Source organism: Cephaloticoccus primus (assembly GCF_001580015.1).
GTDB classification, from domain to species: Bacteria; Verrucomicrobiota; Verrucomicrobiia; order Opitutales; family Opitutaceae; genus Cephaloticoccus; species Cephaloticoccus primus.
Map to the genome: position 1 here is coordinate 14,895 of NZ_LSZQ01000069.1, position 21,846 is coordinate 36,740.

17 protein-coding genes are annotated in these 21,846 nt (G+C 64.7%); 10 read left to right on the forward strand and 7 right to left on the reverse strand.

Annotated features, from left to right (window positions below; genetic code table 11):
* Nucleotides 1-46: 46 nt before the first annotated feature.
* From AXK11_RS08960 to lipB, 3 genes are all read right to left on the reverse strand, one after another.
* Nucleotides 47-1,801, reverse strand: a complete 1,755-nt coding sequence (locus tag AXK11_RS08960; protein WP_068631406.1) for an efflux RND transporter periplasmic adaptor subunit — start codon at nucleotides 1,799-1,801, stop codon at nucleotides 47-49.
* Between the two features lie 803 nt (nucleotides 1,802-2,604).
* Nucleotides 2,605-3,498 (reverse strand): lipoyl synthase, encoded by an 894-nt coding sequence (gene lipA / locus AXK11_RS08970; RefSeq protein ID WP_231865823.1) that lies wholly within the window; start codon nucleotides 3,496-3,498, stop codon nucleotides 2,605-2,607.
* Nucleotides 3,499-3,658: 160 nt separating this feature from the next.
* The gene (lipB, locus tag AXK11_RS08975) at nucleotides 3,659-4,354 is read right to left on the reverse strand and encodes a lipoyl(octanoyl) transferase LipB (RefSeq protein ID WP_068631444.1); all 696 of its coding nucleotides are present in this window, start codon (nucleotides 4,352-4,354) and stop codon (nucleotides 3,659-3,661) included.
* A gap of 107 nt (nucleotides 4,355-4,461) precedes the next feature.
* Between lipB and lysS the strand changes: the two genes are divergently transcribed.
* Entirely contained in the window at nucleotides 4,462-5,970 is a 1,509-nt protein-coding gene (gene lysS, locus AXK11_RS08980) for a lysine--tRNA ligase (RefSeq protein WP_068631410.1), read from the forward strand.
* A 119-nt stretch (nucleotides 5,971-6,089) separates the two neighbouring features.
* On the opposite strand, the gene AXK11_RS08985 is transcribed toward lysS, so the two are convergent.
* Nucleotides 6,090-7,142: an AraC family transcriptional regulator gene (locus AXK11_RS08985; RefSeq protein WP_082781074.1), complete on the reverse strand. Its 1,053-nt coding sequence runs from the start codon at nucleotides 7,140-7,142 to the stop codon at nucleotides 6,090-6,092.
* A gap of 332 nt (nucleotides 7,143-7,474) precedes the next feature.
* Here AXK11_RS08985 and AXK11_RS08990 point away from each other — a divergent pair, with 332 nt between their 5' ends.
* Complete coding sequence (locus tag AXK11_RS08990) at nucleotides 7,475-8,458, forward strand: alpha/beta hydrolase (protein WP_068631448.1); 984 nt, start codon at nucleotides 7,475-7,477, stop codon at nucleotides 8,456-8,458.
* Nucleotides 8,459-8,688: 230 nt separating this feature from the next.
* Nucleotides 8,689-9,540, forward strand: coding sequence for an aldo/keto reductase (locus AXK11_RS08995; RefSeq protein ID WP_068631412.1), 852 nt, complete (start codon nucleotides 8,689-8,691; stop codon nucleotides 9,538-9,540).
* A 157-nt stretch (nucleotides 9,541-9,697) separates the two neighbouring features.
* On the opposite strand, the gene AXK11_RS09000 is transcribed toward AXK11_RS08995, so the two are convergent.
* Nucleotides 9,698-10,117, reverse strand: a complete 420-nt coding sequence (locus tag AXK11_RS09000; protein ID WP_197456869.1) for a type II toxin-antitoxin system VapC family toxin — start codon at nucleotides 10,115-10,117, stop codon at nucleotides 9,698-9,700.
* The gene (locus AXK11_RS09005; RefSeq protein WP_068631416.1) at nucleotides 10,114-10,350 is read right to left on the reverse strand and encodes a hypothetical protein; all 237 of its coding nucleotides are present in this window, start codon (nucleotides 10,348-10,350) and stop codon (nucleotides 10,114-10,116) included. The genes AXK11_RS09000 and AXK11_RS09005 overlap by 4 nt, the downstream gene beginning before the upstream one ends.
* Nucleotides 10,351-10,643: 293 nt before the next feature.
* On the opposite strand from AXK11_RS09005, the gene AXK11_RS09010 reads away from it, so the two are divergent.
* The 7 genes from AXK11_RS09010 (at nucleotide 10,644) to AXK11_RS09040 (ending at nucleotide 20,333) form a co-directional block, all read left to right on the forward strand.
* Nucleotides 10,644-11,414, forward strand: a complete 771-nt coding sequence (locus tag AXK11_RS09010; RefSeq protein ID WP_068631418.1) for an NAD-dependent epimerase/dehydratase family protein — start codon at nucleotides 10,644-10,646, stop codon at nucleotides 11,412-11,414.
* On the forward strand, nucleotides 11,411-12,115 hold the full coding sequence (locus AXK11_RS09015; protein WP_068631420.1) for an SDR family NAD(P)-dependent oxidoreductase: 705 nt from the start codon (nucleotides 11,411-11,413) through the stop codon (nucleotides 12,113-12,115). The genes AXK11_RS09010 and AXK11_RS09015 overlap by 4 nt, the downstream gene beginning before the upstream one ends.
* Nucleotides 12,116-12,335: 220 nt before the next feature.
* A complete protein-coding gene (locus AXK11_RS09020) occupies nucleotides 12,336-14,321 on the forward strand; it encodes a glycoside hydrolase family 36 protein (RefSeq protein ID WP_068631422.1) in 1,986 nt (661 codons plus the stop codon).
* A gap of 260 nt (nucleotides 14,322-14,581) precedes the next feature.
* The gene (locus AXK11_RS09025) at nucleotides 14,582-15,577 is read left to right on the forward strand and encodes an aldo/keto reductase (protein WP_082781076.1); all 996 of its coding nucleotides are present in this window, start codon (nucleotides 14,582-14,584) and stop codon (nucleotides 15,575-15,577) included.
* Nucleotides 15,578-15,758: 181 nt separating this feature from the next.
* On the forward strand, nucleotides 15,759-17,705 hold the full coding sequence (locus AXK11_RS09030; protein ID WP_082781077.1) for a glycoside hydrolase family 36 protein: 1,947 nt from the start codon (nucleotides 15,759-15,761) through the stop codon (nucleotides 17,703-17,705).
* A gap of 123 nt (nucleotides 17,706-17,828) precedes the next feature.
* Complete coding sequence (locus AXK11_RS09035; RefSeq protein ID WP_197456870.1) at nucleotides 17,829-18,791, forward strand: aldo/keto reductase; 963 nt, start codon at nucleotides 17,829-17,831, stop codon at nucleotides 18,789-18,791.
* A gap of 150 nt (nucleotides 18,792-18,941) precedes the next feature.
* A complete protein-coding gene (locus AXK11_RS09040) occupies nucleotides 18,942-20,333 on the forward strand; it encodes an NTP/NDP exchange transporter (protein ID WP_197456871.1) in 1,392 nt (463 codons plus the stop codon).
* Here AXK11_RS09040 and pdxR read toward each other — a convergent pair.
* Nucleotides 20,324-21,841, reverse strand: coding sequence for a MocR-like pyridoxine biosynthesis transcription factor PdxR (gene pdxR / locus AXK11_RS09045; protein ID WP_068631430.1), 1,518 nt, complete (start codon nucleotides 21,839-21,841; stop codon nucleotides 20,324-20,326). The two genes, AXK11_RS09040 and pdxR, sit on opposite strands and share 10 nt — an antisense overlap.
* Between the last annotated feature and the right edge of the window lie 5 nt (nucleotides 21,842-21,846).

Genomic DNA, 21,846 nt, shown 5'->3' on the forward strand with positions numbered 1-21,846 from the left:
GGAAGCGGAGGCGGAGCGGATTGCGCGGTGGGGAAGCGGGTAGGGCTCAGTGGAGCTCCACGCCGCATTCGAGCATCATTTCGCCGAAGAAGGGGTTTCGCAGTTCGCTGCTTCGCGAGAGCCAGCGGCCCGTGCCGAGGACGGGCGTCATGGGACACTGGAAGATGTGGAGCCCGGGCTCGCGGTGGTGCAGATGCGCCGCGCGGGCGAGGTCGGCGAGTGCCGTGCTAAAGGGCTCAAAGGCTGCGCGCGCTTGCTTGAGGTCGGCCCCGGGCAGTAGCGCATCGGCGAGCGCGGCCAGCGACTCATCAGGATGCGCGGCGAGGTAAGCGCGGCTCGCCTCGCGCAGCGCAGGGAGCAGCCGTTGGTAGGCGCCGAGATCGTCATCGGCGAGGGCGCGCGCGGCATCGGCTGCCACGAGCGCGGCGGTGAGTAGCTCAGCGTGTGGGGCGGCGGCGGCTTGCCCGTTTTGCGCGCGGTGCGTCAGTGACGGGTGAGCGTGCGGTTTCGCGTGATGCTCATGTTCGTGAGCGTGATCCGCGCCCCGCGCGTGTGTTTCTGGCGCGACTTTGATTTGGGCGAGCTGGGCTTGGCCATCGAGGATAAGCCCGCCCTCGACGACGACGCGCTCGCCCAGTTCAAGCCCGCTGAGCACCTCGACTTGCTGGCTGCCAATCCGCCCGAGCGTCACCGCGCGCGGCGTGTAGCGGCTCGTGCCTTCTTCGACAAAAACGACCGCTTGCCCGCTGTGCTGGAGCACAGCCGAGCGCGGCACGAGGAGCCGCTCTGCGTAGCTGGCGCGCACCGTCGCGGTGGCCGTTTGCCCTCGCAGGAGTTGGCGCTCGGGGTTGTCGAGTACGACTCGGGCGCGCGCCGTGCGCGTGACGGGGTTGAGGCTGGGATCGATGAAGCGGATCGGCGCGACCAGGCGTTTCCCCGGTCGCGAGGGCAGCTCGACTTCGACCTCCTGGCCGACCCTGACCCAGGCCAAGTCCGGCTCGTAGAGGTCGAAGATAAACCACATCTGCGAAAAATCGCAGATCTCGAAGAGCGGATCATTTATCGTGACGTACTGGCCCTCGTAGGCGGCGCGCGCGACGACAGTGCCCGACATGGGCGCGCGCACCGTGTGGATCGCACTCGGCTGGCGCGTGGTTTCCAGTTGGCGGATCTCGCCCTCGGTGAGCCCGAGCGCGAGGAGTCGCTCGCGAGCATCGGCGCGCGCCGTGGCGGAAAATGCCTCCCCCGCCAGCAGGTGCTCCAGGTAGCTGCGCTGCGCAGTGAGCACCTCGGGGCTGTAGAGCGCAGCGAGCGGCTCGCCCTCGCGCACCTCGGCGCCGACGTAGTTGACGTGCAGCGTCTCTACGCGACCCGGGACGCGTGCAGCGAGGATTCGGTGGCGGGTTTCGTCGTCGTTGATCGTGCCGTTTACGCGGAGCCTGCGGGTCAGCGTGCCGCGCGTGACGGGCGCGGTCTGGATGCCGCTGACGCTGTGCTGCGCGGCGCTTAGCGTAATGGTCGTTGGAGCACTTTTGGGAGCGTGGTGCTCGGCGCGGGAGGGGGCGGCACGTCCGCCCTCGTCGGAGTGGGTGGTCGACTCGGCCCCTTCGCCATCTTCATCAATCGTGACGCGTACGAGCGGCATCCCGCAAATCGTGCAGCGTCCCGGCTTGTCGGAGGTGATCCACGGATGCATCGGTGACTGGTAAATCTGCCTGGCTGCTGCCGAGGCGTCGGGAGCCGCAGCGAGCGCGAGAAGAAGTGCGAGGAGGGCGGAGCTGAGAGGAAAGAGCGGTTTCATTTGATTGGGCAAATAGGGTGGCGGGAAGGGCGGCAGACCAAAGGCGGCATGCGCCGCGCGTGTGGGCGTGCAGAAGCGAAGCCCCGCATCGCATGGCGTGCAGGGCGCAGCAGGGCCTGTTTGCTCAGATCAAGAAACGACACTGGGTCACCCGCAGCGGAGGTGGCCGTGTCGCAGTCGCCGGATCAGTCGCCTTCGCAAAGGCGTGTGCATCGTCCGACGAAATCGCCGTCAGAAACGGCGCATAAAAAGGAAGGTCTGCGGCTGCGCGGGCGTTGTGATTGCGCGCGGCCTTTTGGCGCGCCGCTAGCTGCTGGGCTGGCGCAGTGAGCGCGCGCTCAGGCGCGGCGCTGGTGCCTCTTGGGCTCGGTGCATTGCAGGGCGCACAAGGTGCCGCGCAACCGCTCTTGTCGCCTTCAACCGGCGCAGTCCCGTCTGCCGGAGTTGCCGCTCGCGTCTCATGTGCTTGAGCGCACGCTTGGGCCTCCGCCCCCTGCGCGTCGCAGCAGCACTCACTGCAATCATTGCCACCGAAACTGCGCTGCGCGGCCCGCCCCTCAAACGCCCCCGCCCCGCCCCCAAAAGAGAGCGCACAAAGCACAAGAGCGATAAACGCACGCAGCCACATGAGCCGAACCGCGTAACCCAAACGCACCCTGGCGCAAACCGAATGGTAAATACGTAGGTATTTTCTGCGGTTGCGGCACGCCGGGGCTCAAGCCCCCGCCCGCTCTGCGAAGAGCGCGCCAGCACGGATTTTCGCTCGCGAGTGTACAGTCCGACAGGAACGGCGAAGGGCGTGCTCAGGCGACGGCTTCGGCGAGGGTGTTCTCGGTGTTGAGGTGGTGCTTGCCGGTGTACTTCTCGGATTGCTCGTCGGCGTGGTAGCTGGAGCGCACCATCGCGCCGCTTTCGACGACGCCGATGCCGGCGCGCAGCCCAAATTCCTTCCAGTGTGCAAACTCGTCGGGGTGTGCCCAGCGCTCGACTTTGAGGTGCTGCGGGGTGGGTTGCAGGTACTGGCCGATGGTGAGGATGTCGGTGCCGTCTTCGACGATGTCGTAGATGGTTTTCTCGATTTCCTCGGGCGTCTCGCCGAGGCCGAGCATGATGCCGGTCTTGGTGGTGAAGCCGCGCGATTTGGCGTGGCGCAGGACGGAGCGCGAGCGGTCGTAGCGGGCTTGCACGCGCACGGGTTTTTGGAGGCGCTCCACCGTTTCCAGGTTGTGGTTAAAAATGTCGGGCCCCGCGTCGAGGACGGTGTCGAGGTCGTGCAGGCGGCCTTTCCAATCGGGGGTGAGGATCTCGATCGCGGTTTGCGGCATGCGGTAGTGGATGGCGCGGATGGTGGCGGCCCAGACGGAGGCGCCGCCGTCTTTGAGCTCGTCGCGCGCGACCGAGGTGATGACGCAGTGGCGCAGGCCCATCTTGGCGACGGCATCGGCCACGCGGGCGGGCTCGCCGAGGTCGTACTCGGTGGGGCGGCCGGTCTGGATCGCGCAGAAGTTGCAGGAGCGCGTGCAGATGTTGCCCAGGATCATGACGGTGGCGGTGCCGCGCGACCAGCATTCGCCGAGGTTGGGGCACTGTGCGCTTTGGCAAACGGTGTGCAGTTTGTGCGTGTCGACGAGTTCGCGCACGGCTTGGTAGCCGGGGCCGGAGGGGAGCTTGGCGCGCAGCCAGGCAGGTTTACGCATGGGCGTGGTCATCAGGAAAAGGTCGGTAAAAATCGACGTGTCTGCTCGTTTGGCGCAGCGCGGGTTTTTCGCAAAATAAAAAGCGGCGCAGCGTTTGTTGTGAGAGGGGGGGGCGTGGCGCGGGCAGGCGCTGTAGCGGACCTTTCCGCCCGCGGCTTTCTTACGCGGCCGCGCTGTTAAACTCCGGCAGCAGCGCGCCAAACTCGGCGGCGAGGAGTCGCTGCACTTCGCCGGGTGCGGGTGTGTTGGCGGTGCCGAGCTCGGCGGCCAGCGAGGTCACGCTGCCTTGGGCAGGGGAGATGCCACAGGGGATGATGCCGCCGAAGTGCGAGAGGTCAGGGGCGACGTTGAGCGCGAAGCCGTGGTAGGCGACCCAGCGTTTTACGGCGACGCCGATGGCGGCGATTTTGCGCTCGCCGATCCAGATGCCGGTAAGCCCGCCGCGGCGGCTGGCGGCGAGGCCGAGCGCGCCCACGGTGTTGATGAGCACTTGCTCGATGAGCCGCAGGTAGGCGTGCAGGTCGCGCCGCGCGTCGAGGGAGACGATTGGGTAGCCGACGATCTGGCCCGGGCCGTGGTAGGTGATGTCGCCGCCGCGGTTGGTCTGCGCGAGGGCGATGCCTTTCTTTGCGCGCTCGGTCTCGCCCCACAAGAGGTGGGCGTCTGCGCCGCTGCGCCGTCCGAGTGTGAAGACGGGCTCATGCTCGGTGAAAACGAGCGTGTCGCCGATCTCGCCCGCGATGCGCTGGGCGAGGAGCGCCTCTTGCCGCGCGAGTGCCTCGGCATAGGGGGTGCGCCCCCAGTCCAGCACGGTGAGGGCGGGCGCAGGCGTTTGGGCTTGGGCTTCGGAAGGCATCGCGCCTGCGAAGAAGCAGCGTGCGTGCGCCCGCCGCAAGGCCACACCGTGAATCGGTGCCTTGCGTTGGCGGGCGGCACTTGGCTTGCTCGCGGGCTATTTTCCCCATGAGCGAGATTTTAGATATTTCCCACGATCAGCATGCGGTGCGGCTCGCCAAGCTGCGCGAACTCCAGGCGGCGGGCCGCGATCCGTTTCGCGCGAGTTTTGCGCCGACGCATTTTTCGGGCGAGGCGCTTGCGGCCTACGTGGAGGGCGCGGAAAACGCAGCCGAAGTCGCGCTCGCGGGCCGCCTCGTCGTCATCCGCGACATGGGCAAAAGCCAGTTTGTCAAAATCCTCGATCAGCAGGGGCAGATTCAGTTTTACGTAAAAAAAGACGTCGTCGGCGAGGAGGCTTACGCGGCGTTCAAGCGGCTCGACCTGGGCGACATCATCGGCGCGGCGGGCACGCTGTTCAAGACCAAGACCGGCGAGGTGACGCTGCGCGTCGAGCGCTACACGCTGCTCTCCAAGGCGCTGCACCCGCTGCCGGAAAAGTGGCACGGGCTGGCCGACACCGAGCAGATCTACCGCCAGCGCTACCTCGACCTGATCGTAAACGCCGACTCGCGCCGCCGCCTCATCCTGCGCTCGCGCATCGTCTCGCACATCCGCCGCTTCCTCGAAGCGCGGAGCTTCATCGAGGTCGAGACGCCCGTCCTCGAAAACACCGCGGGCGGCGCCGCGGCGCGCCCATTCGTGACGCATCACAACGCGCTGGATACGGACTTCTACCTGCGGATCGCTACCGAGCTGCGGCTCAAGCGGCTGCTCGTGGGCGGGCTCGACCGCGTTTTCGAGATCGGGCGGATCTTTCGCAACGAAGGCGTCTCCCGTCGCCACAACCCCGAGTTTACGATGCTGGAGGTTTACCAGGCCTACAGCGACCGCGTGGGCATGATGGCGCTGATCCGCGAGCTGCTCACCTCGCTGTGCACCGAAGTGCTCGGCACGCTGCAAATCGAGCACGCCGCGAGCGGCCAGCAGATCGACTTCGCCGGCGAGTGGCGCCAGGTGCGCTACAAGACGCTCATCTGCGAGAAGGCCGGCGACCCCGACTGGTTTTCGCGAACGAAGAGCGAGAAGATCGCGCGCGCCACGGCGCTTGGCTGCAAGATCGACCCGAGCTGGGAGGACTACGAAGTCACCAACGAGATTTTCTCCAAACTCATCGAGCCCACGCTGATTCAGCCGACCTTCGTGACGCACCTCCCCAAGGAGCTTTGCCCGCTCGCCAAGCTCGATACCGAGGACCCGACGACGATCGACGTCTTCGAGCTGATCGTCGGCGGGATGGAGGTCGCCCCCGCGTACAACGAGCAAAACGACCCCTTTGTGCAGCGCGTGATGTTTGAGGCGCAGGCGGGTGGCGAGACGCAGAACATCGACCACGATTTCCTGCTCGCGCTCGAACACGGCATGCCCCCGGCGGGCGGCATGGGCGTGGGGATCGACCGGCTGTGCATCCTGCTCACCGGCGCCGAAAGCATCCGCGATGTGATCTACTTCCCCGCCATGCGCCCCCAATCTGCGTCTGGCGAGCTCCCGGAAACAGCAGTCGGCTCCCACGCCTGAAACCTCAGGAGAGTTGTGAGGCGAGGCCTGCGCGCGCGACAGCGAGCGTGCGGTGGCGTTTCTCCCCGAGCGCTTTCCCCGCCTTGGAAAAAAACGCCGTTTGCCGTGGCGGTGCTCTCTTATTGCGGGCCCGGTTGCAGGCCCGCAGAGCTGGATTGGCGAAGGGCGAGGATGTTGCGCTTGGGCGGGGCTCCGAAGAGGCGGCGGTACTCGCGGCTGAACTGTGAGGGGCTTTCGTAGCCGACCTGGTAGGAGGCGGTGGCCGCGTCGAGCTGTTCGTTGAGCATGAGGCGGCGCGCTTCGTTCAAGCGCAGGCGTTTCTGATATTGCAGGGGGCTCATCGCGGTGAGCTGTCGGAAGTGGTGGTGAAAGTTGGGCGCGCTCATTTGCACGCTGGCGGCGAGTTGCTCGATGCTGAGCGGCGCGGCGTAGTGGACGCTTAGCCAGTCAATCGCCTTGGCGATTTTGTGGCTCTGGCTGTCGATTGCGGCGATTTTGCGCAGGCGGGCGGCTTGGTCGCCGGTGAGGAGCCGGTAGTGGATCTCGCGTTGAAAAATGGGCGCTAGGCTGGGGATGGCCACAGGCTCATCGAGGAGGGCGAGCAGGCGTTGGAAGGCGGAGAGCAGCGGCGGCGTGACGCGGCCAATGCCCATGCTGCGCGCGTCGCTGAGCTGCGCCGCAGTCGGTTTTTGAGGAGGTGTCGGGGCGGGAGGTTTTGCGAGGCCGCCGTGCGCGATCAGCTCGGCGATGGTGTGCAGGTCCAGCTCGAAGTTTAGGCCGAGGCAGGGCCGCTCGGGACTGGCGGTGAGCACTCCCGAGCGGGCGGGCATGTCGAGCGAGGAGATGAGGAAGCGCGCGGTGTCGTACACGTAAGTGTCGGTGCCGAAGATCATCTGCTTTTTCCCTTGGGCGACGAGGACGAGGCTGGGCTTGATGAAGCAATACGCGGGCGGAGTAAGCGAGTCGCGGCGGAAAAAGCTGAGCCCGGGGATCGCTGTCCGGAGCTCTTGCAGGCCGCGCGTAGCGTGCTCGATCACGCGTGCGAGGTCGCTTAAGAAGGGGGCGAGCTCGGGCGCGGCCGTCGCTGCCTTTTCGCTGCGTGTGTTACTGCGCGCGGCGCGGGCGGCGGTTTTGGCGGGCGCAGATTTTGGGGCGATCGAGAGGGCGGACATGAAGCGGTAACGAGTGGGGGAAATCGGATCAGGCAAGAGGATGAGAGGATCGGTCTACCGGTTTTCGCGCGCGATGGGCTACAGTGTGCGGTGGGGCGCATGCCAAATTCGCGAAGGCGGTGCAGGCGCACCCGTGTTCGCGAATCCGGCCCGCCCAACCGGAAAACTCCCTCATGAAAACGATCCGCCTCCCGTTGCTTTTTCTCTCTGCGGTGCTGCTGGCGCCGCTCGTCCACGCCTCAACTCAACACCCAACTGCAACACAACCCATGAACAACTCTGCGAATCTGGATGACACGGCAGGCAAGTCTGCCCCTGCAACGCCCCGCCAAATGGAGGAGCCGAAGACTCCACCCGACGCTGACAACTTTTACCAAAGTGAGGCGCTCTCTGTGCAGCGCGTGCGCTTTCGCAACCAGTACCAGATGCAGGTCGCGGGTAATCTCTACTTGCCCAAAGACCTCGCGCCGGATGCGCGGCTGCCCGCGATCATCGTCGGCCATCCGATGGGCGCGGTGAAGGAGCAGTCGTCAAATCTCTACGCGCAGAAACTCGCCGAGCAGGGGTTTGCGACGCTGGCGATTGACCTGTCGTTTTGGGGCGAGAGCGGGGGCGAGCCGCGCAACGTCGTGGCGCCCGATATCTACAGCGAAGACTTCAGCGCGGCGGTGGACTTCCTCGGCATGCAGCCGCAAATCGACCGCGAGCGGATCGGTGTTTTGGGGATTTGCGGCAGCGGCAGCTTTGCGATCAGTGCGGCCAAGATCGATCCGCGGATGAAGGCGATTGCGACCGTGAGCATGTACGACATGGGTGCGGCCAACCGCGACGCGCTGCACAAGTCGCAGACGCTCGCTCAGCGGAAGGCGATTATCGAAGAGGCGGCGCGCCAGCGGTGGGTCGAGTACGAGGGCGGCGCCACGCGCTACACGAGCGGCAGCGTCCACCAGATCGACGCGGATACGCCGCCGGTCGCGCGCGAGTTTTACGCGTTTTACCGCACGCCGCGCGGCGAGTTCACGCCCGCGCGCAGCAGCCGCGAACTGACCACTCACCCGACGCTCAGCAGCAACACGAAGTTCATGAACTTTTATCCCTTTAACGACATCGAGACGATCTCGCCGCGCCCGCTGCTTTTCGTGACGGGGGAGGACGCGCACTCGCGCGAGTTTAGCGAGCGGGCTTACGAGCTGGCCGCCGCGCCCAAGGAAATCCTGCGCGTGCCGGGTGCGGGCCATGTCGATCTCTACGACCGCGTGGGGCTGATTCCCTTTGCGCGGCTTGCGGATTTTTTCCGCACCAATCTGGTGCCGTAGTTTCCCGTTTTTCGGACCCGCCGCGGAGCGCCAGTGCGCCGCCGGGCTCCCATGTCTCCTCCCTGATATATCCCAACTGCGCTACCCCGATGAATGCTCCTGCGAAACTCTCCCGCCGCGGCTTTGTGCAGCTCGGTGCGGCAGCCTTGCTGGCGAGCCCACTCGCCAAACTCAGCCCCATAGCTTTGGGTAAAATCTCGCCCTCAACTCCAAGAGCCAAGGATTACCCGATGACACAGAAAACAGTGACTCTGCCCGATGGGAGCCGCGTGCCCGCGCTGGGTATGGGCTCGTGGCAACTGGCCTCCGGGCGACATCCGCGCGCCCAGGTGGAAGAGGCCTTGCGGGTCGGGCTCTCGCTCGGCCTGCGCCTGATTGACACGGCGGAGAATTACAGCGGCGGCGCATCGGAGCAACTCGTCGGAAGCGTGATTGCCGACCAGCGCGAGCAAGTCTTCGTCGTCACCAAAGTGCAGCCTTCCAATGCGAGGAGTGAGCAGTCGATCCGCCGCTCCTGCGAGCGCAGCCTGCGCAATCTCGGGACCGATTACATCGACCTGTATCTGCTGCACTGGCGGGCAGGGGAGCACTTGCCGACGGTGGTCGACACGTTTGAGGCACTCAAGGCCGAGGGGCGGATCCGGCATTGGGGGGTATCCAATTTTTACGTGCGCGGCATGGAGGAGCTTTATGCGATCCCGGGCGGCAAAAACTGTGCGGCCAACCAAGTGCGCTACAGTTTGAGTGATCGCAGCATCGAGGCGCTGGGGCTGGTGGATTGGGCGGCGCAGCATGGCTTGCCACTCATGGCCTACTCGCCGCTCGGCAGTGGAGGCGGTTTACTGAGCAACCCCGTTTTGGGCGAGGTAGCCGCCAGGCATGGCGTGAGCGCGGCGGCGGTTGCGCTTGCGTGGACGATGCGCAGTGGCTCGGTGGTCTCTATCCCCGAATCGGGCCGCGTAGCTCACACGCGCGAAAACGCGCGCGCTGCCGGGCTGACTCTCGATGCGGATGACTTGGCGAAGCTCGACCGTGCCTTTCCGGCGCGCCACATCCCGCACTGGAGCGACGAGAGGGCATAGCTATTCAGTCATCGCGTCAAACATCTGCGCGCCCGCAACCACTTCCAGTACGTTGTACTGGTGGAGCTCTCCCGCTGGCCGCGGGGGAGAGCAAAAACCAAGCTTTTTCTCGAATTTCCCGAGCTGCCTGTTCGGTGGTTAAGCCTTGGACTGGCGGTCAGGCCTTGGGCAGCGGCTTGTGGTCCTTCTTGCGCGGGTCGTCGAAGCCGATGCGAACCAAGCCCTCAATCCGGTCAAAGTCGCTGTCGTTGCTCAGCAGTGGCAGATCTAACTCAAGGGCGATGGCGGCTATCCAGATATCGTTGAGCGGTAGCGGAGTTCCGCGTCTTTCAAGCTCCGCGCGCAAGCGGCCGTAGATTTCCGCAGTGACCTCGGTGACAGGATGAATGGCGCATAGAGGGAGGGTGCGTCTGAGCCAGTCTTGATAGCGGGCGAAGCGGTTGGACTTGATGATGCCGTAGCGGTACTCACCGAGGACAATCGCGGGGATAACAGGCCGCGTGCTGCGGCGAAGTGCAGAGCGGACAGCCTCGGCTCCATCCGCCCATGCGGACAAGCCATTGGTGTCAACAATCACCGCCAGGCCTCCGGCTCAATCTGCCCAAAGGCTTTGTCAATGCGCTCCATGACGCGCACGTTTTCATCGTGCATGTCCGCGAGCTCGCCAAAGGTCGCCAGCCAAGGGGGATCGGCCTGCGCGCAGACTGCCTTGGCGACAAAGTCACTGAGGCCCACGTGGCGGGCGCGCGCAGTTTGCTCGGCGAGGGTGTAGACCTCTTCGGGCAGCTCGATGGTGGCGGTGGGCGGCATGGCGGGGAGGTTGGTTGCGCGGGAGGTGGCGTTACGCTGCGTTATATTGCGTTACGTAGCGCGCGGGCGGGGTGAGTCAACTGTCCGGAAATTCTGGAGGGCTGGGGGGCGGTTTGCTGAGCAAGCCCGTTTTGGGCGAGGTGGCCGTTGTGCGGCATTCACCATCGCGCGGGTGTTGAGGTTGTTAAAGAGTGGGGATTCTACCCAGCCTCCAACCGGGCGGGACTGTTGGTAAAAGCCCCTCAAATAGCCCCTCCCTTCGCCCCAAAAAAAACAGATAGGAAAGGTAGCATATGCGAGTCGCAATCACCGGAGCCGCGGGCTTTCTCGCGCGCCACATCATCGAAGAGCTGGCGGAAGACTTTGAGCTCACTTTGGGCGACATCGCAGCAGCGCCCAAAGACTTGCCCGCGAACTGCCGCTGGACGCACTGCGACGTGACTCAACCTGCTTCCGTGGCGGAGCTGGTGAAGGGCCAGGATGCGGTAGTGCATACAGTCGCCCTCGTCAGGGAGGCGACCAAAACGGGTGTCTCAACGTTTGTAGATGTGGTCGTCGGCGGAACCTGGAACACGCTTGCTGCGGCGGTCGATGCGGGAGTCAGCCGCTTCGTGAATATTTCCAGCATCGTGGTGATGGGTGGGCCCATCGCCAGCGGAGCGGGTGACCCTATCGACCACCCGATTACCGTGCACGAACGGCACCCCATTGGCCCAAGAGGGCTGAGCTACGTGCTGTCAAAAACCCTGGGCGAGACGGTTGCCGATGTGTACGCCCGCACCTACCCGAACCTCTCGGTGCTTAACCTGCGCCCCGGCGTGATTACCGGCGACGGCCAGAATTCTGATCCTGCACCTCCGGCGGACAACACTCGGCGACACTGGTTTGTTCACGTCGATCCGAAGGACGTGGCGAGAGCCGTGCGGCGCGGACTCAGCTTGGATCCGGCACCGCGCGGCAGCTACAACATCTTGGCTTCACGTCCGGACGCGATGTACAGCTGGGCCGAAACAGAGCGTGACCTCCACTTTGTCACAGAAAACACATGGCCACAGATCAAATGAGCCGTCGCGTCGCCGCAATTACGGGAGCCAGTCGAGGCATCGGACGGGCGCTCGCCGTTGAGCTCGCACGATGCAGCTTCGATGTCATCGGCATCGGGCGCGACCGCGCCTCGCTCGAAAAGACTGGCGAGCTCGTGCGCGCGCATGGCGGGCACTTCACCCTGCATGTCGCGGATCTCTCCCAAGAGAGTACGTGCACCAGTTTGTACGAGTCACTCCCTGCGGTTGACCTCGCTATCGCGAATGCCGGCGTGGTAAGCCACACTTCGGCGCTGGAGACAAGCCGTGGCGAGTATCAGCGCCTGCTCACCGTCAACACGATCGCTGCGCTCGAATTCATGCGAGAAAGCGCGAAGGCGATGCTTGCTGCCAGGCGTCCGGGCCAGCTCCTGGTGATCGCTTCAGACGCCGCCTACACCGCGATTCCCGGGATGAGCGCATACGTTGCCAGCAAGTACGCCATTTCCGGTGCGGCCAAAGTGCTTGAGCGGGAGCTCGCGCCGACCGGCATCCGCGTGACAATCGCCTACCCTGGAGGCGTCGACACTGAGATGACCAACATTCCTGAGCAAAACAGGCATCGCGTCATGGCCCCCGCCGACGTCGCGCGCACGCTTGTCCACACGCTTCTCGCAATGGGCACCACCGTCCGCGTCCCTGAAATTCACCTTCAGCCACTTGGTCAGATCGAACGCTTGTAGCCGCGGCAGGGGTAATGGGTAGCCAAAGATCCGCGCCCCTGGCACCGCCGCCGGATTCAGGTGAATAAACACCCACTCGTTATTTTCGCCCTGCTCAATAATCCGCCGGGATATCCGCTTTCCTCAAAACCTGCCCTTGAGTTGCGCCCCTGAAGGAGAGTGCGAGTTCCGCTCCGCCTTCCCCCAAAACACAATCCGAGCCTTTACCCCTCTCCCTACTATGAAAACACCCGCAGTGTCCGCATCTCCTGTCGCGTCTGGCCTTGATGGCTTCGCGGTGCTCCCCGAAAACCGCTGGCCCGGGCGGCTGGTCGTCGGCGGCAAGACGCTCGACGACTTTGTCACCATCGGCGAGGAAGCCTCTCCTGAGGCTTCGTGGACGATCCGGGTATTCCAGTCTGTTTCGGAGCCGACCTTGCAGATCCGTGCGCAGTGGCGGGCCATCGGCCCAGCCACGGAGTGGATTTCCACGCTGGTGAACAACAGCTCCGCGCCTTCCGAGTGCGTGACCGAATTGCGTTCGCTCGCGGCCTCATGGCCGACGCGCGGCCCTGTGGATTTTTACGGCACCAAGGGCGGTGAAGATCACGTGCTGGATGAGTTTGCCGACCTTAGGCAGGTGGACATTGATGCCGTAGAGCTGTCGCCGGAAGGCGGTCGGTCGTCAGCGGCCATCCTGCCCTTCTTCGCCCTGACCGACAGGCATGACTCTCTCGCCGTCGGCATCGGCTGGAGCGGCCAGTGGTGCGCCAGCATCAGACACAGCGCCGCAGTTTTGCAGGTCGAGGTAGGGCTGCCGCGGGTCGGCTTTGTGCTCCGGCCACAGGAGTCGGTGAGGCTGCCTTCCGTCTTGCTGACGCGGGCTTCCGGCGCACCGGTCGACCAGGCCCGCCGCTTGACGCGCGCGCACCTGACAAGCCACGTGGTGCCTAAAACCCCCGACGGCAAGAGCCCCAATTTCACAGCGCACGGGCCGATGCACGTGTACCTCACCTCCGCCGGAGGCACTGACGAAGCGAGGGAGCTCGCTGCACTGGAGCGCGCCGCTGCACTGGGCTTCGAAACGTACTGGGTTGATGCCTGCTGGTATGGAGATTCGCCCGAGGCGGGCTACGAGTTGGGCAATTGGGATAGTGAGGTGGGCAACTGGCATGTGCGCCGCCGCCTTTTCCCGCGAGGCCTGCGCCCCATCAGCGACCGCGCACACGAACTGGGGATGAAGTTCCTCTTCTGGATGGATCCGGAGCGGGCGCAGCCGAATAGCAAGTGGGTGCGCACCCACCCCGAGCTGTTTCTCAGCTACCCTGAAAACGGCAACCCGGATCCTTATTCGGGAGGAAGAGGTCTGGTCCTGAATCTTGGCGATCCGCGCGCGGTCGATTTTGCCTTCAAGGAGATCTCCGCCCTGATCACGGAGTTTAACGCGGATATCTTTCGCAACGACTTTAACCTGGCCCCGCTCGATGCCTGGCGCGCTGCGGATGCCCATGACCGGGTGGGGATCACGGAGATCAAATGTGTCGAGGGGCTCTACGAGCTGTGGGACCGCCTGTTGGCGGCGCACCCCGGCCTGCTGATCGACAACTGCGCATCGGGTGGGCGGCGTATTGACCTGGAAACAACGAGACGATCAATCCCCTACTGGCGCAGCGATTTGGGCCTCGCCCCCGGCGGAGCCGAGAGGGCGGATGTGTTCAAGCAGCGTCAGTGCTGGGGGCTGGGGCACTGGCTGTCCGAGCATTCCGGGCCAGTCGACACGTTTGATGCCTACGCGATCCGCAGCGCGCTCGCTACAGGATTCATGGCCTACCGTGAGCTGCCGCGGAGCGAATATGACCCCCAGTACGCCAACGTCCGTGCGGCGGTGGCCGAGAACAAGCGCCTCCGCCCCATCCTCGCCGAGGAGCGGATCGGACTGATCGTCCCAGACAGGCATAAAGAAATCTGGGCGGCCTTCCAGTACCACAGCCGCTCCGAAGCGCGCGGGATCATCGTGGCCCTGCGGGGCCCGCATGCCGATCTGGACTCGGTCACCCTGCGCCCCGAGCACATCGACGCCGACGCCACGTATGAGGTGGTCCGCTGGGACGACTACTACCGCATGGTGCCCACGGCCCGGGTTGCCGGAGCGGAGCTCCAGGAGATGCTCGTGACGATCCCCCGGAAACTCAGCAGCGTGCTCCTCGAATACCAGCGGGTAGGCTGATTGAGGGGAGCCCTCACGGGCTCCCTCTGGGGACGAGGGGCTTGGCCAGTCTGTTGTGTGTGTGCGGTCGCCGCCTGCGCGACCGCGCGCAGCAGTGTGCGTTGATCTCTACCGGCTGCGTAGGGCGGGTGCCTTTTGCGGAGCTTGCGTAACTCTTCCTCACCCATATGGGAATTGCGTACCCCTGTTTATCGGGCCGTCGCGCTGTGTGGTGCGGCGGCATGTTCACACCCCCATAAATCCCCCCTGCTTCCCCCCCCATGAATGCTCCTAAACTCTCCCGCCGTGGTTTTGTGCGGCTCGGCTCGGCGGCTTTACTCGCGAGTCCGCTTTTGAAATTCGCCCCCGCAGCTTTTGCCAACAGTCCTCGCCCCAGCTCGCGAAAGAAGAGCTATCCCGGCACAAAGAAGTTCGTGAAACTCCCCGATGGCACCCGTGCGCCTGCGCTGGGAATCGGGGGCTGGCAATTAGCCTCGGGGCGATACCCGATGGAAGAATCCGAGGAGGCGGTGCGCACGGGACTCTCGCTGGGCATGCGCTTGATTGATACGGCGGAGATCTACCAAAACGGCAATTCGGAGCAGGCCTTCGGGCGGTTGATCGCGGGGCAGCGCGAGCAAGTGTTTGTCGTTACCAAGGTAGATGCCCCCAACGCGACGAGCGAGCAATCGATCCGCAATTCTTGTGAGCGCAGCCTGCGCTACCTCGGCACCGATTATATCGACCTGTACCTGTTGCACTGGCCGGTCGCCGATTTGCCGCCGGTGGTTAACGCGTTCGAGGCCCTCAAGGCCGAGGGGCTGATCCGCAATTGGGGCGTGTCCAATTTTGATGTGCGCTTGATGGAGGAGCTTTACGCGATTCCGGGCGGTAAAAACTGCGCCGCCAATCAGGTGCGCTACAGCTTGGTTGACCGGAGTGCGGAGGCGGTGGGGCTGGTGGACTGGGCGGCCAGGAAGCGCCTGCCACTCATGGCCTACTCACCGCTCGGCAGTGGGGGCGGAGTTAAAACGCTATTGCAGACTCCTGCCGTGATCGAGGTGGCCGCCAAGCACGGCGTGAGCGCGTCTACGGTCGCGATCGCGTGGACGATGCGCAGTGGCTCGGTGATCTCGATTCCTGCAACGGGCCGCGCAAAGTACATGAGCGAAAATGCGCGCGCCGCAGAGCTTACCCTGGACAAGGCCGATCTGGCAAAGCTGGACGGTGCCTTCCCGGCGCGCCACATCCCCAGCCGGGGCTTCCCTGCTCGCTAAGAGGTGCTCTCTTTGGAGGGGCAGAGCCGTGGGGATGGCCGATCTCCACGGCCCGTGGGGCCGAGGCGGCGGAGGGCAGAGCATTCGCGGCGGATGCCTTCCGAACCGCCCCTGAAGGAGTGCGAGCTCTGCTCCCGCTTCTCCCCAAACACAATCTGAGCCTTCACCCCCTCTGCCCACTATGAAAACACCCGCAGCGTCCACATCTCCTGTCGCATCTGGCCTTGATGGCTTCGCAGTGCTCCCCGAAAACCGCTGGCCCGGGCGGCTGGTCGTCGGCGGCAAGACGCTCGACGACTTTGTCGCCATCGGCGAGGAAGCCTCTTCGGAGGCTTCGTGGACGATCCGGGTATTCCAGTCTATTTCGGAGCCGACCTTGCAGATCCGCGCCCAGTGGCGGGCTATCGGGGCTGCCACGGAGTGGATTTCCACGCTGGTGAACAACAGCTCTGCGCCTTCCGGGAGCGTGACCGAGCTGCGTTCGCTCGCGGCCTCATGGCCGACGCGCGGCTCTGTGGATTTTTACGGAAATCGAGGCTCCTTGTGTGAGATTGAGGACTTCGCTGACCTCTCGGAAAGCGATCTTGATGTGATCGAACTGAGGCCGAAAGGGGGCAAGTCGTCGAATGGCGCTTTGCCTTTTTTTGCCCTGACGGATGGGCACGATTCCCTCGCCGTTGGTATTGGCTGGAGCGGCCAGTGGTGTGCCACGATCAGGCACAGTGCCGCGATCTTGCAGGTCGAGGTCGGGCTGCCGCGGGTCGGCTTTGTGCTCCGGCCACAGGAGTCGGTGAGGCTGCCTTCCGTCTTGCTGACGCGGGCGCCCCAGGCACCGGCCGACCAGGCCCGCTGGGCGGTGCGCGCGCATCTGACAGACCATGTGGTGCCGAAGTCCCCCACAGGGGAGAGCCCCAACTTTACGGCACACGGCATGATGCATGAGTATCACCGCACGCGGGTGACGAGCGAGCAGATCGAGATCGCGGCGTTGGAGCGCGCAGCGGAGATGGGCTTTGAAGCGTACTGGATTGATGCCTGCTGGTACGGGAACTCGACCAGCTGGGATCACGAGGTGGGCAACTGGAATGTGCGGCGCAGCGATTTCCCGCGAGGCCTGCGCCCCATCAGTGACCGCGCGCACGAGCTGGGGATGAAGTTCATTTTCTGGATGGAGCCGGAGCGGGCACGGCCGGATAGCGAATGGGCGCGTGCCCACCCCGAGCTCTTTCTTCACTTTCCTGATGAGAAGACGGGAGCTCGCGGGCTGCTCTTGAACCTCGGCGATCCGCGCGCGGTCGACCTGGCTTTCGAGAAGGCGTCTTCGTTGATCACTGAGTTCAATGCGGACATCTATCGTCAGGACTTCAATACATGGCCGCTTGCCGCCTGGCGCGCTGCGGATGCCCCTGACCGAGTCGGGATCACGGAGATCCGCCATATCGAGGGGCTCTACGAGTTTTGGGATCGCCTGTTGGCGGCGCACCCCGGCCTGCTGATCGACAACTGCGCGGAGGGAGGTCGCCGGATCGACCTGGAAACCCTGCGCCGCTCGGTGCCTCTGTTTCGCAGCGACGCCGGTGACCTGCCCGGCAGGGGCATGTCGCTCATGGATATCACCAATCAGATCCATTGCTGGGGATTGAGCCACTGGCTCCCGGACCATGGCGGCCCGATCAAAACCTTTGATGCCTACGCGACCCGCAGCGGGCTTTCCACGGGGTTCATGGCCTACCGCGTGTTGCCGGAAAACGAGCAGGATCCCGAGTACGCCGATGCCATCGCAGCGGTGGCCGAAAACAAACGCCTGCGCTCCCTCATTGCCTCCTCGGAGCGGATTGGCCTGATCCGCCCGAATTTGCGATTCGAGTCCGTGACGGCGTTCCAGCACCATCGCCATACCGACTCGCGCGGGATCATCGTGGTACTTCGCGGCACGTGGCCTTGGGGAGAGACTGTCACCCTGCATCCGCAACACATTGATGCCGATGCCACCTATCAGGTGACCCGCTGGGACGACTACCGCGCGAGCCCCCCGGCGCAGCTCGCTGGGGCGGAGCTCCAGGAGAGGGTCATTACGATCCCCCAAACCCGCAGCAGCGTGCTGCTGGAGTATCAGCGGGTAGGCTGATGGGGATCCCGCGCCGGAGTGACGGAGGGGGGGCTGTAGGCTCTTGTTTGGTCGGGCCGTCGCGCTTGCCAGCGCGTGGGAGGTACGTATATCAGTCCGACTGCTTCACCCCTGTTTACCCCCATGAATACTGCCTGTCTCTCCCGCCGTGGCTTTGTGCGGCTCGGCTCGGCCGCTTTACTCGCGAGTCCGCTTTTGAAATTCGCCCCCGCTGCTTTCGCCAACAGTCCTCGCCCCCGCTCACGAAAGAAGGATTACCCGCTGGCCCGGAAGTTCGTGAAACTCCCCGATGGTACTCGGGTGCCTGCGCTGGGAATGGGAACGGGAGCTGCGTACCGGACTCCGCACGCGGAGGTCGAGGAGGCTCTGCGTGTCGGTCTCTCGCTCGGTATGCGTGCCATTGATACGGCGGAAAACTACGGTAAGGGCGGCGATGTGGAGCGGGTCGTAGGCAGGGCGATCACCGGCCAGCGCGAGCAAGTGTATCTCATCACCAAGGTGGATCCCAAAAACGCGACGAGCAGGCAGGCGATCCGCCACTCCTGCGAGCGCAGTCTGCGCAACCTCGGCACCGATTACATCGACCTCTACTTGCTGCACTGGCCGGTCGAAAATTTATCGCTGGTGGTTAACGAATTCGAGGCCCTCAAGGCCGAGGGGCTGATCCGCAATTGGGGCGTGTCCAATTTTTATCTGGGCGATATGGAGCGCCTCTACGCGATCCCGGGCGGTAAGCACTGCGCGGTCAATCAAGTGGGCTACAGCCTGGCCGACCGGAAGATCGAAGCGCAGGGCTTGGTGGACTGGGCGGCAAAGCGCCGCTTGCCGCTCATGGCTCACTCGCCGCTTGGCCGTGTCGGCAAATTGATGCAAAGCCCGATCATGGGCGAGGTGGCCGCCAGGCACGGCGTGAGTACGTCTGCAGTGGCGGCTGCGTGGACGATGCGCAGTGGCTCGGTGATCTCCATCCCCGGGTCGCCCCGCGTGAAGTACGCGCGTGAAAACGCACGCGCCGCCGAGCTCACCCTGGATGCAGCCGACTTGGCCAAGCTCGACCAGGCCTTCCCTGTGCGTCCCCTTTCCTGATGGGGGCGCCCACGTCTCTGTCACACGGCGTTTGCCGACGCTGTGTTTAATTAAAACAAGCCCGGCCATTGGCGCGGGCCGAATACGCCGCGCGACGCCCGGGGCCCGGGAGCGTGGCACACCTGGAGCCCTCTGATGGAGAAAATTACGATGCCTACAGCCGAATCCATAACGAAGGTGAAGCCCGGGGAGTGGCGGGCGGTGGGGCTGGCCCTGCTCTACGTGGGCTCGCTTTTTTTGGCCTACTACTTGCTGCGCCCGATTCGCGACGAGATGGGCGTCGCTGGCGGGGTGCGGAACCTGCCGTGGTTGTTTACGGGCACGCTGTGCGCGATGTTGGTGCTGAGTCCGCTGTTTGCGCTGGCGGTGAAGCGGCTGCCGAGGACCCGGTTTATCGCGCTGTCGTACCGGTTTTTTGCGAGTCACTTGCTGGTGTTTGTGGGGCTTTTGCAGTTTGCCCCCGAGAGCTGGGCGCTGGGGATCGGGCGCGCATTTTTCATCTGGGTGTCGGTGTTTAACCTGTTCGTGATCTCGGTGTTCTGGTCGCTGATGGTGGATGTCTTCAAGGCGGAGCAGGGGAAGCGGCTCTTCGGGCTCCTGTCGGCGGGAGTGACGGCGGGCGGCTTGCTGGGCTCGGCGATTACCTCGGCATTGGTGGGGCGCCTTGATCGGGTGTGGTTGATGGGACTGGCGGTCGTGTTCCTGGAAGTGGCGGTGTGGGCGGCGCGGCGTCTGTCGCGCGGCTCCGCAGCGGCAATACCGGCAGGCGATCAGCCGAGCGCGGACGGGGCGGCCAGTGAGCCAGCGTCGATTGCCGCAAAGGCTGCGCCGAGCCCCGCTCCAGAGGGCGAGGGGGACCGCGCGCTGGGCGGCCGGGTTTTTGACGGGATGTGGCACACGTTTCGCAATCCCTACCTGGGCGGCATCGCGCTATTCATCCTGTTTTATACGGTGCTCTCGACCTTCCTGTATTTTCAGCAGGCAAGCATCGTGGCGGAGGCGTTTACGGATCGGGCCGCGCGCACGGCTTTTTTTGCACGGGTAGACTTGGCGGTTAACGCGCTCACGCTCGGCCTCCAGCTCTTCGTGACGAGCCGTTTGCTCGCGCGCGCGGGCCTGGTCGTGACGCTGTGCGTATTGCCGCTGGTGAGCGTGGCCGGTTTTGGCGCGCTGGCGCTCAGCCCGACGGTCGCGGTGCTCGTGGTCGTGCAGGTGCTGCGGCGGGTGGCGAACTTCGCCTTTGCGCGGCCCGCGCGCGAAATCCTGTTCACGCGTACGAGTCGCGAAGATCGCTACAAGGCCAAGAACTTCATCGACACGGCGGTCTATCGCAGCGGCGACCAGCTCGGGAGCTGGGGCTACTCGGGGCTCATGGCGCTGGGGCTGGGCTTGGCGCAATTGCCACTGGTGGCCGTCCCGCTCTCGCTGCTGTGGCTGTTGTTGGCCGTGTGGCTCGGCCGGCAAAAGGGGGAGGACGCGGAGGCGGACTCTCCGGAGTCGCCGTCGTCGCACGCGCCTGCGGCTCCGCTTGGTCAAGGATGACGGGGGCAGCTCGGCATACCCGGCAGCGCGCGCAGCACTTTGGCGAGTTTCTTGACGGCGGCTTTCAGCTCGCGCGGCGTGTGGGCGGCAAAGCCCATGAGGAAGCCCGCCTGATGCCGCCGTGAGGCGTGCAGCGCGCTGAGTCCCAGCAAGTCGATGCCCGCTTGGCGCGCGGCCTCTACGGCCTCGCGCTCGGGTATGTCGCGTACGAATAAGCAGGGCAGTTGCATGCCGCCTGCGGGGATTCGCGGCTCTACAAACTCGGCCAAGTGATCACGTACCAGTTGGGCCAGCACGTCGTGTCGCTCGGCGTAGATCGCCCGCATCGTGCGCACGTATGCGCCGTAGTGGCCGCCCTTCATAAAGCGCGCCAAGGTGAGCTGCGGGAGCGGGGCGCTGTGCCCATCCAGCAGCGTGCGCGCCACAGTCATCGGTGCGACAAGCGCGGGCGGCAGCACCATGTAGCCGATGCGCAGCCCGGGCCACAGCGACTTGGTGAATGTGCCGATGTAGATCGTGCGCTCGTGTGGATCGAGCCCCTGCACGCAGGCGGTGGGTTTGCCCGCGTAGTGAAACTCGCTGTCGTAGTCGTCCTCAATGATCCAGCCCTGCTGCCGTCGCGCCCACTCGATGACGGCCAGCCGCCTGTCGAGTGCCAGCGTCGCGCCGGTGGGGAATTGGTGTGAGGGCGTTAGAAATATCGCCTTGGGCTGTGCGTGCGAGGCGGGCTTTGCGCGCGCCAAGTACTCCACGCGCAGGCCGTCGGCATCCATTGGCACGGGCACACACTTCAGCCCAGCTGCGTCAAAGGCTTTGCGCGCACCTTGGTACACGGGGTCTTCGATAAAAATCCGATCACCAGCGTCGAGCAGTACGGTGGCGCATAGGGTTAAAGCTTGTTGCGAACTGGTGAGGATGAGGACGCGCTCGGGCGTGGCGCGTGCGCCGCGCTCGAGTGTGACGTGGTCGGCGATGGCGCGGCGCAGCGGTTCCATGCCCTGCGGCGGGCTGTGCAGGAGCACTTGGGTGCCGTACTCTTTTAAAACCTGTCTCTGTAGCCGCTCCCAGAGCGGCAGCGGAAAATGGCGCGTCTCTGGCACACCCGGGGCTAAGAGGCGCGGCTGCAAAAAATCGCTTAGCCCACCGCTCTTGAACAGCGCGCTCCCGCGCTGGCTGAGCTGCGAAGCGGCTAGCTGCTGGCGGCTTCCTTTAGGTTGAGTTTTCGTGTGCTCTGGCGCGCGTCGTGCGCGCTCCGAGACGAAGCTGCCGCTGCCGATCCGCCGCTCAATAAAGCCCTCGGTGTGGAGTTGGGCGTAGGCGGCCTCAACTGTATCGCGGGAGACTGCTAGTGCTTTGGCGAGGGCACGGGAGGCGGGCAATGGCCTGCCCGCAGCAAAGGCCCCGTCGAGGATCAGTTCCCGGATGGCTCGCTGGACGCGCGCGTGGAGAGGCAGGGCCTCCTGCGCCGGATCGTTGATCCACACTTTGACAGAATCAAAGTCTGGCATGGTTA